Source organism: Idiomarina aquatica, assembly GCF_004362895.1.
In the GTDB taxonomy this organism is placed as follows: Bacteria; Pseudomonadota; Gammaproteobacteria; order Enterobacterales; family Alteromonadaceae; genus Idiomarina.
The window spans coordinates 82,017-97,334 of the sequence record NZ_SNXI01000007.1; the positions used below are offsets into that span (position 1 = coordinate 82,017).

The window sequence follows — 15,318 nt, forward strand, 5'->3', positions numbered from 1 at the left end:
TGCAAGCTCACTCTTTTGCTTTTATCCCCAGTGACTGTACTTCGCCCTGTTCGTTGACCTCCCGCACGGTTAAAACGACATCGCCTACCTGCGCTGTATCACCAATAACAACCCGACGATGAAACTTCTGAGTAAAGTAATCTTTTAGCGTTTTACCCAAAATCGCGTCATCAACCTGGCCCAGTGGATAGACCGACGATACCTCGGTAAAGGTCAAATCCCCACGCAGGCTAAAGTCACCGAAGAAGCCTTGCTCGTTAATTTTTAAGCCACGCCCGCCGGATGCAAGAATCCGACTGACTTCGTCAATATCGCGCACGGTTGCAGTGACTAATAAATTGTCACCCTCTTCTACCGTCGGCTTAGTCTCTGGCTGCAGCCATTCACCATCGCGAATAACGCCAACAAAGGTCGCTGGTGCGGTCAATTTGAGTTCGCTCCAGGTGTGATCACAGGCTGGTGAATCTTTATCGATTTTATACAACCATACCTCAAGTGCCTCTTTGGAGGGTACCGATGAAAGCGGCATTCGCTGCTGTGGTTCGGGACGTTTTGGCACTTCCAGGTTTAGCCAGCGAGCCATAGGCGCTATGGTCCAGCCCTGAATTAGCAACGACACCATCACCACCACAAAGGCGATATCAAAATACAACTCTTCTTGCTCAACACCACTTAGCCAGGGGAATAATGCCAGGATAATTGGCACCGCACCACGCAGCCCAACCCAGCTCATAAAGACTTGTTCACGCCAAGGGAAAGAAAAAGGTAACAGGCTAATGACCACGGCTATCGGCCGCGCGATAAAAATTAAAGCAAAGGCAATACCCAGTGCAACCGGCAGATAAGCGACTAAATGCGATGGCGTTACCAGCAGCCCCAGGATCAGGAACATCGATATTTGCGCCAGCCAGGCCAAGCCATCCTGTACATGAAGTATATGCACAAGTTGTGGTAAGCGTGCATTGCCGATCAAAAAGCCCATCAAATAAACGGCTAAAAACCCGCTGGCACCCAGTTTTGCCGTTACCGCAAAGGCAAGAATGGCACTGGCAACCGCTAGTAACGGAAAGAACGAGAAGCTTAACGGTAACTTGCGACCAGCGACGATAAATAGTCGGCCTCCCAGCCAACCAAAGAAAAGCCCGCCAATAAGTTGCCACAACACATCGGCAACCAGCCAGTACCACTGATTAAACTCACCACTGGCCACCGCCGCTGTCATTGTCAGTGTCAGAATAACAGCCATCGGGTCGTTACTGCCCGATTCGATCTCAAGAGTAGCGCCAACGCGCTCTTTAATCTGTAAACCCTGCGATTGGAAAATACCAAATACGGCAGCTGCATCGGTTGAGCTTAAAATGGCACCAATCAACAAGGCCGCGGGCCAAGGCAAACCGAACCAAAACACGGCAGCACTGGCAACCAGTGTACAGGTGATAGCAACGCCAACCGTTGCCAAACTAATAGCTGGCCATAATGCGACCCGGAAGCGCTGCGGGTTGGTGCGCATGCCGCCGTCAAACAGAATGATCACCAGCGCCATTGAGCCAATAATAAAAGCAATATCAGGGTCGTCGAAGTTGAGCCCGATAACACCGTCCGTACCAGCTAACATACCGATGACAAGGAAGGTCAACAGGATGGGAGCGCCGAGTCGATTAGATATAACTCCGGCCAAAATACTAACGACCAGTAGCAATCCACATATTAATAATAGTGTATTGGCAGTATCCAATCCCGACTCCCTTATTCCTGCATATCTGTTTGGCATGTTATCATGCCCATTATCTTAGATTAGCTTTATTAGATCACGAAATAAAAACGATGCAAAAAACACCAAACGAAGTTGTTTTGGCTACCGGTAATGCAGGTAAAGTCAACGAATTACAGGCCATGCTAAGAGAGCATCCGGAAACCGCTAACTGGCAGGTACATCCGCAATCCCAGTGGCAATTGTCAGATGCCGATGAGACCGGCCTCGCGTTTGTTGAAAATGCTATCATAAAGGCACGTCACGCCTGTCGTCACACCGGCCTACCCGCAATTGCTGACGACTCAGGGTTAGCGGTTGACTATTTAGACGGCGCTCCCGGCGTGTTCTCTGCTCGCTATGCCGGTGAAAATTGTAGCGATCAGGACAATATTGATAAATTGCTTACCGCCCTGCGGGATGTGCCTGATAAACAACGCGGTGCCACCTTCCACTGTGTGTTGGTTTATTTACGTCACGCCGCAGACCCGACGCCGTTAATTTGCCACGGCCAGTGGTCTGGGCGCCTGTTACATGAGCCCCGCGGCGACGGTGGCTTTGGTTATGACCCTATATTTTGGGTCGACACTGAACAATGTTCAGCCGCCGAGCTGCCTCGCTCGCGCAAACAACAGTTAAGCCACCGTGGTAAAGCGTTGAGCCAATTGTTATCACAGCTAACCAAGTAGGCCCTATGCTATCGCTGCCGCCATTATCCCTGTACGTTCACATCCCCTGGTGTATTCAAAAATGTCCGTACTGTGACTTTAACTCACATAAACTCAACGGCAGTATACCTGAAGATGCCTACATTGGCCGTTTACTGGATGATTTACGTGCCGATTTGGATTGGGTTCAGGGCCGTAGCATAGAGTCAATCTTTATTGGCGGAGGCACGCCCAGCGTAATGTCTGCTGCAGCTATTCAACGATTGATGGACGGCATACGCTCGCAGTTGACGCTGACAACAGATTGTGAGGTGACGCTGGAAGCCAATCCCGGTACTTTTGAAACTGAAAAATTCAGTGACTTTGTTAAAGCCGGCATTACCCGGTTATCGATTGGTGTGCAAAGTTTGCAACAGCATCAATTACAAGCCTTAGGTCGAATACATGATCCAGCACAAGCTCGCGCCGCTGCCGCTCATGCAGCGCAGTTGCCGCTAACAAGCTTTAATCTGGATCTGATGCATGGCCTGCCCGACCAGACCCTGGCGCAGGCACTGGATGACTTGCGACAAGTTATTGCGCTGGATCCGCCGCATATATCCTGGTATCAGCTTACTATCGAACCCAATACGCTATTTGCCAGCAAGCCGCCCGAATTGCCTGACGACGACACCTTATGGGAGATTTATCAACAAGGCCATCACTTGCTGGAAGCCGCGGGCTACCGTCAATACGAAGTAAGCGCTTACGCAAAAGCGGGGCATCAGAGCCGCCACAACCGCAACTACTGGCAATTTGGCGATTATCTGGGCATCGGCTGCGGCGCCCATAGTAAAGTGACCTTGGCAGAGCAAAATCGCATATTACGCTGTGAAAAAATCAAACATCCGCAAGGTTATTTGGATCTGACCCGGGCGCTACGTTACCAGTTAAATGACGTTGCCCCCGATGAGCGCTATTTTGAGTTTTTCATGAATCAATTACGCCTGTTAGAGCCGATCGCAAAGCGACACTTCGAGCTGACTACCGGCCTTAAAGCGACTGATGCCAGTAAAAAATTAGCCACCGCTGTGGATAAGCAGTGGCTAACGGAAACAGATTCAGAATGGCAGCTTACGCCCAGCGGCCACCGTTTTCTTAACAGTGTGCTGGAAACCCTGCTATAGCGCTTTTTGCGGTTATTGCTTACCAAAAATGAGATCCCAAACACCATGGCCTTTGCGTTCGCCACGTTGCTCGAATTTGGTTTTCGGGCGGTGCTGCGGGCGCGGAACATAGTCGTTAGTTGCCGATAAATTACGCAGATCCGAATTATCAGTGAGCACCTCAAGCATATGCTCAGCGTAGTTTTCCCAATCGGTAGCCAAATGCAGCGTTCCAGCCGGTGTTAACTTTGCAACCAGCAGTTCGACAAACTCAGGCTGAATAATACGGCGCTTGTGATGACGTTTTTTATGCCAGGGATCAGGAAAGAAAACCTGCACACAATCCAGTGACTGATCCGGAATGCATTGCTTTAGCACTTCTACCGCATCTTCGTTATATATCCGCAGGTTCGTTACTTGCTCCTGCCCTGCTGCCATGAGACAAGCGCCAACACCAGGTTCATGAACCTCAACACCGATGAAGTTTCGAGCCGGTGCCTGGCTGGCCATTTCCACCAGTGAATGCCCCATGCCGAAGCCAATCTCAAAGGTTACCGGGTTGTTATTACCGAACACCTCAGTCAAGTCAAGTTGCCCGTGACTAATACTCAACCCCATGGCGGGCCAATGACGCTCAATCGCTGCGGCCTGACCTTTTGTTAAACGACCTTCGCGCTTAACAAAACTTCTTACTGTGCGTACGTACTTACCGGCCGCTGCAGCTTCTTCTGCACTTTTAAATTGCGTCATCGTTGTATGGTTACCTACTATCTCGTTATATCCGAAACTAAAATAAAAAAACGGGCCTGTATTAAAGGCCCGTTGGATATTTTAACGGTAAGAGCGTTACAACCGCAACGCTTAACGTTCTACCGGTACACGATTAACGATTTTAAGTTCAGCTTCGATACGGCGATTGTCCTGACGTGCCGCAGCGCTGTCACCCATGGTACGTGGTTGTGACTCACCGTGACCTTTATAACTTACACGGTTCGCGTCAATACCGAAGCGCTTAACCATGACATCACCAACAGCTTTTGCACGACGCTCAGATAACCACTGGTTATAATCTTCCGGGCCAACACTATCGGTATGACCGTGGATAGTGATGTTCAGTTGCGGATGCTCTTTCATGAAGTTCGCCATGTCTTCAATTTCACCCATCGCCGATTTACGGACAACTGAAGAGTCAAAATCAAATTCAACCAGCATTTCTTCACGAAGGGTTTCGTTTTTGTACAGAACACAACCATTTTCATCGACCGAGTAATCTGCCGGGGTATTTACGCAATTATCTTTGCTATCAATTACGCCATCACCATCAGAATCCACAGGTTGCTGCGGCTCTGGCTGAGATTGTGCAGGCTGAGGAGCAACGTCCGGACGCTGACGCGGCTCTGGTGACGCATCACGCCCGCCAAAGAACCATTGCAGGCCGAAGTTAGCAAACATTTCGTTATACTTTTCATCGGTGCCTTTTTGACCACCTGCCTCTATCCGCCATGCCAGATTGTCATTGATGAATGAGCGATGGCCTACAGTCGCACGAATTGCTTTGTCGGCAATACCACCAATCTCGCTACTAACCACACCTAAACCGGCATAAACCGTATCGTTGAAGTGATACAGTGCATCGGTTCCATAGTTCTTACCGTAGGCATTACCACCCAGTTCCAGGTCTGCTTCCAGGTACTCGTAATAAGCACGTAATTCCCATGCTTCGCTAAGCATTACGCCAGCTTCAATACCTGTTGCCAGCGTGGAGAAGTTATTATCAACGGCTCGGAAGGCGTTGTTATCTATTGCAACACGCTCAGGATCTGCAGAGAACGCACCCATGCGCGCACCTACATAAATATCATTCTTTTCTACTTGAGTTTGCTGTGCGGTAGCGACAGATGTCATTCCTACGCTCACCAAAGCCAATAACACGGTGTTTAACTTTTTCATTGCAAGCTCCTTTTTAATTGCAATAGAAGAACCAACTTGGCTGTTTATACGCTATTTATATTATAACGATCACAATATGAAGTACGTTTAGGGTAAGTATAAACCTAAATCGAAAAATGTCAGATATGTTTGCAATTATTTACAGATATTCCTGGGTAGGTTGTAATACGCCTTTGCAGTTATCATTTAAGGGGCAGTACATCGATGACGTCGCTTTCGACAGAACAATGGTTTAGCAATGACGTTTTGCGATGGTTCGAGCAACATGGCAGAAAGGATCTGCCCTGGCAACAGCAAAAATCCCCCTATAAAGTCTGGATTTCAGAAATCATGCTGCAGCAAACCCAGGTTGCTACAGTAATCCCTTATTTTTTGCGATTTATGAATTCATTCCCCACCGTGGAGGCGCTGGCCGAAGCATCACTTGATAACGTACTGAGCCACTGGAGCGGACTGGGCTATTACGCCAGGGCACGAAACCTACACAAAGCAGCACAGCAGATTTGCAGCGAATTTGCCGGGCAATTCCCGACTCAGCCGGAACAACTCATGCAGTTACCCGGCATCGGACGCTCAACTGCCGGCGCCATCGCATCGCTCGGCTGCGGTGTGCCCGCTGCCATTCTGGACGGTAATGTTAAACGCGTTCTTGCGCGCTGCTTTGCGGTGGCCGGCTGGCCCGGTAAGGCAGCCGTGTTACGCCAGCTATGGCAGTTATCGGAACAGCTCACGCCAATAGCCCGGCACGACGAGTATAATCAAGCGATGATGGATTTAGGTGCACTCATTTGCACCCGTTCCTCACCACAATGTCATGCCTGCCCATTACAAAGCGCCTGTATAGCAAATAAACAGGGGCAACAGCTTGCTTATCCCGGTAAAAAACCTAAAAAAGCACTGCCGGTAAAAACCGCCTATTTAGCCGTGCAGAAAAAAGCCGATCAGGTGTTGTTACAAAAACGACCACCAACAGGCATTTGGGGAGGGCTGTGGAGCTTTCCTGAATTCAGCAGCGAAGCTGAGCTGTTGACACACTTTGAGCTGGCCAATAATGAGGTAAGGTCGTTGTCACCGTTTCGGCACACGTTTTCTCATTTCCATTTAGATTGCTACCCCCTGCTACTATGCAACGCTAACAATGCAAGCGCGCAGCTTGCAGACAGCAGCGAACAACAGCGCTGGGTTTCGCCAGGTCAGTCACTGGACGTAGGTATTGCCGCAGCGACGCAAAAAATTCTAACTCAACTAGTAACCGAGTTATGATAAAACTATTACCTAAACACCCTGCCAAAAAAAGGAACAGGTTATGAGCAGAACCGTATTTTGTGAGTACTTACAGCAACAAGCTGAAGGCCTTGATTTTCAGCTATATCCGGGCGAGTTGGGTGAGCGAATTTATAACCATATCTCGAAACAAGCCTGGGCTGAATGGCAAAAAAAACAGACCATGTTAATTAACGAAAAGCACCTGAATATGATGGCAGAAGCCGATCGCCAGTACCTGGAACAACAGATGGTTGCCTTTTTATTTGAACGTAAAGAAATAACGATCGACGGTTATACACCGCCTGAAAGTCAATAAGCGTAAAATTTATTGCAATAAACATCCAAAAGCTAAATTATTGACTAAAATATTGACAATAGTTTCAGGTTATGAGCGTTACTGGAGCTTCGCTGTCGATTCTGTTAGACTACTAACGAATTCAACAAAAGGGAGTCTTTATGAAAGCGCCATCCTGGCGAAGAGCCGTACTTAAAGTAGGCAGTGCGCTCATCGCGCCAGATGAAACCGGAGTGAGTACCAAATACTTACTTCCCATCGCTCGGTTTATTAACGAGTGTCGTGAACGAGGCCAAGAGGTCGTGCTAGTTTCTTCAGGCAGTGTTGCCGCAGGACGAAAGCACATTCACTTCGAACATAAGAAGGTTCCGGTTGCTGTTCGCAAAGCGATGTCAGCCGTTGGACAGAATGAAATGATGGGGTATTGGTCGCGCTTTTTTGATTTCCCCTGCGCGCAACTTTTGATGACCCACAGCGACTTGCGTGACCGCGCACGTTACGTGAGCATCAAAAATACGTTAAACAGATTGTTAGAGCACAATGTTTTGCCCGTCGTAAACGAAAACGACGCGCTCGCCACTGACGAAATGAAAGTGGGTGACAACGATAACCTATCAGCAATGATTGCCACCCTGGTTGACGCAGATGCACTGTTTATCTGCTCAGACATTGATGGCTTGTATGACGCAGACCCCAACCTTAACCCGGATGCTAAGAAGATTCCCGTGGTTGAGCAAATTGACGAGAGCATTTTCTCGCTCGCTGGCGGGTCAGTAAGTGCCGTAGGGACAGGTGGTATGCGTACCAAAGTCGAAGCGGCCGAAAAAGCAACTTCTCACGGCATTGATACCTATATTGTCAATGGCCGCAAAGGCGAGACGTTTGAATCGCTGTTACAGGGCGAAATACCAGGAACACTTTTCCGTCGCCAATCTGATCCAATCAGCAATAAAAAACATTGGTTAAGACATACGCTTGTCGCCCAGGGCGAGATTTTAATCGACGAGGGTGCAGAAAAAGCGTTAATGGAAAACGGAGCGTCGCTATTGAGCTCCGGCATTGTTGACGTTCAAGGCGACTTTGACCGCGGTGATGCGGTACTCGTGCGCAGCGCAAACAACACCGATGCGCTGGCTAAAGGCATTTGCCAATACAGTTCGCACGAGCTACTGCACATTAAGGGCCAGCAAACCGAAGACATTGCAGAGCAATTCGGTTACAGCCCGATTACTGAAGTAATTCATCGCGATGATTTAATGATTTTGGAGGATTCATGAGCCAGCAGTTAGCAACAGAAATTGCCCAACGCGCCGCTAAAGCCGCGCGTGCGGTAGCAACCTTGTCAGAGCAGGACAAAAACAAGGTTTTACAAAAAATGGCTGACGCAATCCGTAGCCACAAAGATAAGATTTTAGCCGTTAACGAAAAAGACATGGTAGCCGGCAAAGAGAAAGGCCTAAGTGACGCCATGATGGATCGTTTGCAGCTAGACGATGACCGTGTCGAAGGCATGGCATCTGCGATAGAAGAAATTATAGAACTTAGCGATCCGGTCGGTGACAGCTACGTGCTTGAAGAGCGCCCTAACGGCCTCAAAATTGAAAAAATGCGTATTCCTTTGGGCGTTATCGCTATGATTTACGAAGCGCGTCCAAACGTCACTGCAGATGCCGGCGCACTGTGTTTTAAATCAGGTAACGCGGTGATCTTACGCTGTGGCCGGGAAGCGATCGAGAGTAGCAAGGCGATTGCCGATGCATTGCACGAAGCGCTGGAACAAAGCGGCTTGCCGAAAGACGTAATTACCGTCGTTCCTACTCCTGACCGCGAATTAATGACCGAGCTGTTGCAGCAAAAAGACTACATCGATCTGGTTATTCCTCGCGGCGGTGAAGGTCTTATTCATTATGTCAGTGATACCAGTAAAATTCCGGTTATCCAGCATTACAAAGGCGTCTGCCACCTGTATGTGGACAAAGACGCAGACTTAGATAAAGCACTGGCGATACTGTTAAATGGTAAAACCCAGCGTACCGGTGTTTGTAACGCTCTGGAAGGCTTACTGGTACATCAGGATGTTGCCGAAACGTTCTTGCCAATGGCGGCCAAAGCACTGGCTGAAAAAGGCGTAACCATTCATGCAGACAAACGTTCAGTCGGTTATTTTGATGGCGCTGATGAAATTGCTGATGATGCCTTTGGCGAAGAATATTTAGCCTTAGAAATAGCGATTCGCACAGTGGACGATTTTGATGCCGCTGCTGATCACATCCAGCAGTTTGGTAGCGGACACACTGAAGTTATCGTGACCGAAAACCAGGATACGGCTAAACGCTTTATTCGTGAAATCGATTCAGCGGTAACCATGGCGAATGCCTCATCTCGTTTTTCTGATGGCGGTCAGTTAGGGCTTGGTGCTGAAATTGGTATCTCAACCAGTAAGTTGCATGCTTATGGACCCATGGGTTTGCAAGCGCTGACAACAGAGAAGTTTGTAGTAACTGGTAACGGCCAAATTCGCGACTAGTTCATACCAGCAAAAGCAAGTAAAACAAAAAAGCCTGTTCAGCGCGCTGAACAGGCTTTTTTATTAGCTAAGCGCCATCAGGTCGTTTCGTAACCCGTTAAAAACTCAGGCCAATCACGTTCTTGCTTCCAATAGAAGGTTTCGTTCCTGGCTTTTTCTTTAAGCAGAGAGCGCTTTAATCGTGCCAGGTTCTCTTGCTTCCATTGTCCGTTTTCTTTAAAGCCACACTTATCAAAATCAACAATCCATGGACTATCATAGTCATCAAGCATCAGATTATGACAATTTAGATCCGAGTGATAGACATTTTCGTCGTGCATGCGACGGACGACAGCGCCTAATGCATGCCACTGCTTTGCCGGCAGTTGTCGTTCGCGCAACAACCGAAAGACATCCACGGCACCGGGTATAACTTCGACTAAAATATCGGCACGATAGCTAAATAAGCCCGTTTTAATCATTCGTGCAGCAATCGGCTTTGGTACAGGCAGCCCCTTTTCCACTAACTGTGTAAGCAAATCAAACTCTTTTATTGCCCGACTTTGCTGTTCTGGTTGCCGCCAAAAACGGTCTTTATTAACTTTTCCTACCAGTCCGCCACGATAATAGTGACGCAACAACATGCCGTGATCGCCCTGCTGAATAAACCAAACCGTTGCACGGCCTGTAGAATTGCCAGCGATAGCTTTTTGCTGTTGCCAGTAGCGTGGTGAAAAATGCTTTGCTTCACACTCGGGTAAAACTGCTGAATCAAATTTTATGAATTCTTTACCGTCTGTCTGAGTTTTTACCATGAAATTTCCTGTTAAAGTGGCGTCCGTTGCACGTTCCAACATGCGTAACGTCGCCCCTTTGTGTTGTTGTAGCACTGCGCTGGCGTTGTGTTTTTGTTGTTGCAACGCCTGCTTGTCTGTAAGCAGAGCTAAAAATTGATCGCGTAGCGTATCGCAATCATCCACCCAACGTATACCCTTTACCCGATTTAACGCTGCATAAACTTCGTTAAAGTTATAAACCGAGCGGCCGCTAAGTACCGCGCAATCAGCTGCAATTTGCTCTAACGGATTGTGTCCGCCGCGCTCAATTAAGCTGCCTCCGACAAACGCCATGTCAGCGCCCGCACTCAGCATTAACATCTCGCCCATTGAGTCTGCCAATAAAAATGTCTGCTCAGCAGGGAAGCTTTCAATTTGACTGCGACGCACAAAAGAAATTTGTCGCTCAACAAGCAGTTGACTCACAGAGTTAAATTGCTCGGGGTGACGCGGCGCAATGATAAAGACAATATCGCTAAATTGTTTGACTAACTGTTGGTACGCATCAATTGCGACTTCGTGCTCACCCGGATGTGTACTTGCACAGAGTATTATCGGCCGCCCTGTAACCTGTGCAAAAAACTGCTCAGTTTTGATCTGCTGTGCTTTTGTAAGTGCAATATCAAACTTAAGATTACCGTCGACAAAAACTTTGTTTGCGCCTAACGCCCGCATGCGTAGTTGGGTTGCTCTGGTTTGTGCGCTGACTGCCGCTAGTTGCCTCCAGCAAACAGACAATAACGAGTGCACTTTTCGGTAGCCGGCCGCTGATCGTTTGGACAGGCGCGCATTAAGCATGGCAACGGCAATACCCCGGTGCCTCAATTCCGCCATAAACCGAGGCCACAGTTCAGTCTCCATTAGCCACACCGCGGTGGGCGCCAGCCGCTGAATAAACTGTTTTACCGCATACGGATTGTCGAGAGGAAAGTACACACAACGCACCGCGTCGCCAAAATGTTGTTCGATTAAGCGCCGTGCTGTCGGTGTCATACAACTGATGGTGATAGCAAGGTTTGGCTGCTGTTGCAGAAGCCCGCTAATAAGCGGCCGTGCTGCTAAGGTTTCGCCTACCGATACACTGTGCAGTAACAGTCCGCCCTGACTTTCTTTTGCGCGGCTGATAAGACCCAGGCGCTCACTTAAATGCTCACGATAACCACTGTCTTTGCGGCTTCGAGCAATAAAATAGAGTAGCAATAACGGTGTTAAAACAGTCATTAACACCGAATAGAGTCGCAGCCACATAGTTAACGCCAGTATTCAGCGATCCAGCGCGTAGGCAATACCTTACGATACCATTTGCCGCTTTTTCCACGCACCGCATCATCCGGATGAGGTTTACCATGAAAAATAATGACTTTTGCGCCTTCAGGTATCCGCGGTTGCTGAAAGAAACTGAGAGGGAAAGGTCGTAAACAGTGCCGCTTGAAGCTTCTGCACCAATCAGCAGGCCAGTATTTTAATTTGCCCTGGCGATCGACGAACTGAGTAATATACTCCTGTTCGTTACGTACCGGCTCGGTTGCTTTTTCAGGATCTGCCTTAAGATAATCCAATGCATCCTCATGAGCGCCGGCTTCGAAGCGAAAGACTGAGGTATTCCCGGTCGCGTCAGACTTATCCCATTCTTTGATAACCAGAAAATCACCCGCAGGCTCAAAAAATTCATCAAGACTACCGACAATCACAATATCCAGATCCAGAAACAGCGTCTGTCCCTGTAGGTCATGCAGCGGGTTTGCGAAGCAGGTCAGTTTTAACCAGCCATGCGCTTTGGTCCAAGGCACTTGATTGTCAAAATCTTCAAAGCCAATTTTTGGAATTGACTTAACTTCGACTTCATCTCGAATGCCTTCCTTTTCATCGGTCAAACAAACAAAACGAAACGGTCGACTCAGATTTCGGCTAACCATTGAATACAGCGTGTTGACATAGTCAGCGCCGTATTTATTGCCCCATTTAATACACAGGACGTTAACTTGTTCAGTGGTGTTGTTCATAACATTCCTCTTTACTCAGCTGGAACGAATGATGCCATAAATTGCCATTTTTAACTATCAGATCTGGTTGCTTAAATACATCGTATTAGTTATTTATTAAAAACCAAAACGGGCAACTTCATGAAGCATTTCGATCAACAACAACTCGCCGCCATGGAAAACCGCGAGCGGGTTAAATTCATAAACTCACTGTCAGGTTTTAAAAGCGCTAACCTCATCGGAACCAGTAACCGCCGCAACGATGACAATCTAGCGATTATAAGTTCAGTGGTACACTTGGGCGCAAACCCGCCGTTGATAGGCTTTATTATGCGTCCCCATTCGGTCGACCGGCACACACTCGAAAACATTGAAGAAACCGGTGTTTACACGATAAACCACGTTCATCGCGGTATCGTTAAACAGGCACACCAAACCTCGGCACGTTACGACCGTGACCAGTCTGAATTTGCGGAAACTGGACTAACCCCGGCTCGTTACGATGGGTTTCACGCGCCTTATGTCGAAGAAAGCCGCTTATCGATGGGCGTAAAACTCGTCGAGGTTGCCAGTATTACTCACAACGGTACTGAATTTGTTATTGGCGAGATCCAATGGGTGCGCACCGATGAAAAAGCCATTCACGACGACGGCTTTATCGACATCGAGGCACTGGAAACCGTTGCTGTATCGGGACTCGACCGCTACCACTCGACGCAATCCTTGTGTCGTCTCAGTTACGCTAAGCCCGATAAACCAGTGGCGGAGCTTGATCTAAACGGAGACAGCCACGATCAAAACGATGACTAAGCACGACTTTCGCTATATTCGGCTGATCCTGGGTGATCAGCTTAATGCGTCCCATAGTTGGTATCAACAGGATGCGGAAGATTCACTTTACGTGATGATGGAGCTAGCGCAGGAAACCGACTACGTAAAACACCACCGCCAAAAAGTACTGGCTTTTTTTGCCGCCATGCGAAATTTTGCGCGGGCGCTGCAACAAAAGTCATTTAATGTTCGCTACCTGCGGCTGGATGATAAAAGTAATAGTGGCTCGCTGACCCAAAACTTACAGGCGATCCTTAACCAGTATCCCAATGCTCAACTACAAATTCAGTTGCCTGACGAATACCGTTTAGATCACCAACTACGTTCATGGGCCGGCGCTAACGATATTACTATCGAGTGGTTTGATAGCGAACACTTTATTACCCGGCGCGATTCGCTGGCGAAAATCTTCGACGATGACCAGTCGCTACTAATGGAAACCTTTTATCGTCATATGCGACGGCGCCTGGGCCTGTTAATGGACGGCGACAAGCCGGTTGGCGGGCAGTGGAATTTTGACGGTGAAAACCGCAAGAAGATCCCCAAAAAACAGAGCGTACCTGAGCCTCTGCTATTTGCCAATGATGTTTCCGACATAGACGCCATGCTTGAGCAACAAAACGTCAGCATGATGGGCACTGTCAGTGCCCGGCAGTTTTTGTGGCCGACCTCGAGAAAGCAAGCGCGCCAGCTTCTGCACTACTTTTGTGAGCACTTACTACCGCATTTTGGCACATACCAAGATGCAATGTCGCTAAGTTCTCTGCATTCGTCCAGCTGGACGCTCTATCATTCTCGTTTGTCATTTGCGCTTAACTGTAAAATGCTCAGCCCACTCGAAGTCGTTACCACGGCTATTGATTATTGGAAGGCAAGCGACGACGCAATTGCGTTAAACCAGGTCGAAGGTTTTGTTCGTCAGATTATTGGCTGGCGAGAGTATATCCGCGGTATTTACTGGCACTTTATGCCGCACTATAAAAATAACAACCAATTACAACATCAGCGTAGCTTACCGCATTATTTTTGGGATGCCGATACGCAGATGAACTGCGTTAAAAACTGTGTGCAGCAATCGCTCGATTATGCTTATGCGCATCATATTCAACGTCTGATGATTACCGGCAACTTCGCATTGTTGGCAGGGATTGCGCCCGATCAGGTCGATGCCTGGTACTTAGGCATTTACATCGATGCTATCGAGTGGGTAGAGTTACCCAATACGCGCGGCATGAGTCAATATGCTGATGGCGGCGTATTGGCAACCAAACCTTATGTGTCGAGTGCCAATTATATTGATAAAATGAGCCATTATTGCGGTGATTGCTACTACAGCAAGTCTATTAAAACCGGTGACAAAGCCTGTCCGTTTAATAGCTTGTACTGGCACTTTCTCAGCCGTCACGAGCAACGCTTCAAGAGTAACCACCGCATGGGGATGATGTATTCGCTGTGGCACAAGAAAAGCCAGCAAGAGCAATCTGAATTACTCCAGCAGGCCGAGCATTACCTTGATAATATCGAACAGTTGTAACCCGTTTTAGCCAAGGATGTCATTGATGAAAAAACTTATTATCGCGCTGGCGACCACTTTTACTTTACTCGCCTGTAGTTCGGAGCCGACTCCGGTGGCACCACCGGTGCAACAATTTAGCGCCGAACGTTATCTGGGCAAATGGTATGAAATTTTACGTATGCCTCACGGCTTTGAGGAAAACCTGATTGCTGTTACCGCAGAATATCGGCTTAACGCCGATAACACGCTCGAGGTTACCAACCGCGGCTGGCATACCAACGATAAAGAATGGCAAACAGCTATTGGCAAAGCTGAACCCGTCGAAGGCATGCAGGCAGCCTATCAGGTCACTTTCTTCTGGCCTTTTTACGGCGGTTACTATGTCAGCTGGCTGGATGAGGACTATCAAATGGCTATAGTCACCAGCGATTCAACGGAATACTTCTGGCTATTAGCCCGCTCTCCTGACGTTGAGCAAAGCGATATTGACTATGCGCTGGCTAAAGCGAATGAATGGGGATTTGATATTGACCGGATGATCCAGGTGGAACATCCGGCCACGTTACCTTAATA

Annotated in this window: 14 protein-coding genes; 9 read left to right on the forward strand and 5 right to left on the reverse strand. The window is 48.3% G+C overall.

All coding sequences use genetic code 11. From position 1 onward, the window contains the following. Nucleotides 1-7: 7 nt before the first annotated feature. On the reverse strand, nucleotides 8-1,735 hold the full coding sequence (locus DEU29_RS07230; RefSeq protein ID WP_133539592.1) for a potassium/proton antiporter: 1,728 nt from the start codon (nucleotides 1,733-1,735) through the stop codon (nucleotides 8-10). Between the two features lie 89 nt (nucleotides 1,736-1,824). Between DEU29_RS07230 and rdgB the strand changes: the two genes are divergently transcribed. Further along, complete coding sequence (gene rdgB / locus DEU29_RS07235) at nucleotides 1,825-2,439, forward strand: RdgB/HAM1 family non-canonical purine NTP pyrophosphatase (protein WP_133539594.1); 615 nt, start codon at nucleotides 1,825-1,827, stop codon at nucleotides 2,437-2,439. 5 nt (nucleotides 2,440-2,444) lie between these two features. After that, the gene (hemW, locus tag DEU29_RS07240) at nucleotides 2,445-3,584 is read left to right on the forward strand and encodes a radical SAM family heme chaperone HemW (RefSeq protein ID WP_133539596.1); all 1,140 of its coding nucleotides are present in this window, start codon (nucleotides 2,445-2,447) and stop codon (nucleotides 3,582-3,584) included. A gap of 12 nt (nucleotides 3,585-3,596) precedes the next feature. Here the strand turns inward: hemW and trmB are convergent, their stop codons facing one another. Continuing rightward, complete coding sequence (trmB, locus tag DEU29_RS07245) at nucleotides 3,597-4,313, reverse strand: tRNA (guanosine(46)-N7)-methyltransferase TrmB (protein WP_133539598.1); 717 nt, start codon at nucleotides 4,311-4,313, stop codon at nucleotides 3,597-3,599. 111 nt (nucleotides 4,314-4,424) lie between these two features. Next, nucleotides 4,425-5,513, reverse strand: coding sequence for an OmpA family protein (locus DEU29_RS07250; RefSeq protein WP_133539600.1), 1,089 nt, complete (start codon nucleotides 5,511-5,513; stop codon nucleotides 4,425-4,427). 204 nt (nucleotides 5,514-5,717) lie between these two features. Between DEU29_RS07250 and mutY the strand changes: the two genes are divergently transcribed. The 4 genes from mutY (at nucleotide 5,718) to DEU29_RS07270 (ending at nucleotide 9,601) form a co-directional block, all read left to right on the forward strand. After that, entirely contained in the window at nucleotides 5,718-6,776 is a 1,059-nt protein-coding gene (mutY, locus tag DEU29_RS07255) for an A/G-specific adenine glycosylase (RefSeq protein ID WP_133539602.1), read from the forward strand. 43 nt (nucleotides 6,777-6,819) lie between these two features. Beyond that, nucleotides 6,820-7,095, forward strand: coding sequence for an oxidative damage protection protein (locus DEU29_RS07260; protein ID WP_133539604.1), 276 nt, complete (start codon nucleotides 6,820-6,822; stop codon nucleotides 7,093-7,095). A 140-nt stretch (nucleotides 7,096-7,235) separates the two neighbouring features. Continuing rightward, nucleotides 7,236-8,351, forward strand: coding sequence for a glutamate 5-kinase (gene proB, locus DEU29_RS07265; protein ID WP_133539605.1), 1,116 nt, complete (start codon nucleotides 7,236-7,238; stop codon nucleotides 8,349-8,351). Continuing rightward, nucleotides 8,348-9,601, forward strand: coding sequence for a glutamate-5-semialdehyde dehydrogenase (locus DEU29_RS07270; RefSeq protein WP_133539606.1), 1,254 nt, complete (start codon nucleotides 8,348-8,350; stop codon nucleotides 9,599-9,601). Before proB ends, DEU29_RS07270 begins: the two co-directional genes overlap by 4 nt. A gap of 77 nt (nucleotides 9,602-9,678) precedes the next feature. On the opposite strand, the gene DEU29_RS07275 is transcribed toward DEU29_RS07270, so the two are convergent. Then, nucleotides 9,679-11,664, reverse strand: coding sequence for a 3-deoxy-D-manno-octulosonic acid kinase (locus DEU29_RS07275; protein WP_133539608.1), 1,986 nt, complete (start codon nucleotides 11,662-11,664; stop codon nucleotides 9,679-9,681). A gap of 2 nt (nucleotides 11,665-11,666) precedes the next feature. Continuing rightward, a complete protein-coding gene (locus DEU29_RS07280; RefSeq protein WP_133539610.1) occupies nucleotides 11,667-12,419 on the reverse strand; it encodes a glycosyltransferase in 753 nt (250 codons plus the stop codon). A 120-nt stretch (nucleotides 12,420-12,539) separates the two neighbouring features. Between DEU29_RS07280 and DEU29_RS07285 the strand changes: the two genes are divergently transcribed. From DEU29_RS07285 to DEU29_RS07295, 3 genes are read left to right on the forward strand one after another with little or no spacing between them, the layout of a single operon-like run. Further along, on the forward strand, nucleotides 12,540-13,208 hold the full coding sequence (locus tag DEU29_RS07285; protein WP_133539611.1) for a flavin reductase family protein: 669 nt from the start codon (nucleotides 12,540-12,542) through the stop codon (nucleotides 13,206-13,208). Further along, nucleotides 13,201-14,763, forward strand: a complete 1,563-nt coding sequence (locus DEU29_RS07290; RefSeq protein ID WP_133539613.1) for a cryptochrome/photolyase family protein — start codon at nucleotides 13,201-13,203, stop codon at nucleotides 14,761-14,763. The genes DEU29_RS07285 and DEU29_RS07290 overlap by 8 nt, the downstream gene beginning before the upstream one ends. 25 nt (nucleotides 14,764-14,788) lie before the next feature. Further along, nucleotides 14,789-15,316, forward strand: a complete 528-nt coding sequence (locus DEU29_RS07295) for a lipocalin family protein (RefSeq protein ID WP_133539615.1) — start codon at nucleotides 14,789-14,791, stop codon at nucleotides 15,314-15,316. The last annotated feature ends 2 nt before the right edge of the window (nucleotides 15,317-15,318 follow it).

Bases quoted from the DNA above. Each gene is read 5' to 3' on its own strand.
- DEU29_RS07285 (WP_133539611.1), top strand. From the start codon at position 12,540: ATGAAGCATTTCGATCAACAACAACTCGCCGCCATGGAAAACCGCGAG.
- proB (WP_133539605.1), top strand. From the start codon at position 7,236: ATGAAAGCGCCATCCTGGCGAAGAGCCGTACTTAAAGTAGGCAGTGCG.
- DEU29_RS07250 (WP_133539600.1), bottom strand. From the start codon at position 5,513: ATGAAAAAGTTAAACACCGTGTTATTGGCTTTGGTGAGCGTAGGAATG.
- DEU29_RS07290 (WP_133539613.1), top strand. From the start codon at position 13,201: ATGACTAAGCACGACTTTCGCTATATTCGGCTGATCCTGGGTGATCAG.
- DEU29_RS07275 (WP_133539608.1), bottom strand. From the start codon at position 11,664: ATGTGGCTGCGACTCTATTCGGTGTTAATGACTGTTTTAACACCGTTA.
- trmB (WP_133539598.1), bottom strand. From the start codon at position 4,313: ATGACGCAATTTAAAAGTGCAGAAGAAGCTGCAGCGGCCGGTAAGTAC.
- rdgB (WP_133539594.1), top strand. From the start codon at position 1,825: ATGCAAAAAACACCAAACGAAGTTGTTTTGGCTACCGGTAATGCAGGT.
- DEU29_RS07280 (WP_133539610.1), bottom strand. From the start codon at position 12,419: ATGAACAACACCACTGAACAAGTTAACGTCCTGTGTATTAAATGGGGC.
- mutY (WP_133539602.1), top strand. From the start codon at position 5,718: ATGACGTCGCTTTCGACAGAACAATGGTTTAGCAATGACGTTTTGCGA.
- DEU29_RS07295 (WP_133539615.1), top strand. From the start codon at position 14,789: ATGAAAAAACTTATTATCGCGCTGGCGACCACTTTTACTTTACTCGCC.
- DEU29_RS07260 (WP_133539604.1), top strand. From the start codon at position 6,820: ATGAGCAGAACCGTATTTTGTGAGTACTTACAGCAACAAGCTGAAGGC.
- hemW (WP_133539596.1), top strand. From the start codon at position 2,445: ATGCTATCGCTGCCGCCATTATCCCTGTACGTTCACATCCCCTGGTGT.
- DEU29_RS07270 (WP_133539606.1), top strand. From the start codon at position 8,348: ATGAGCCAGCAGTTAGCAACAGAAATTGCCCAACGCGCCGCTAAAGCC.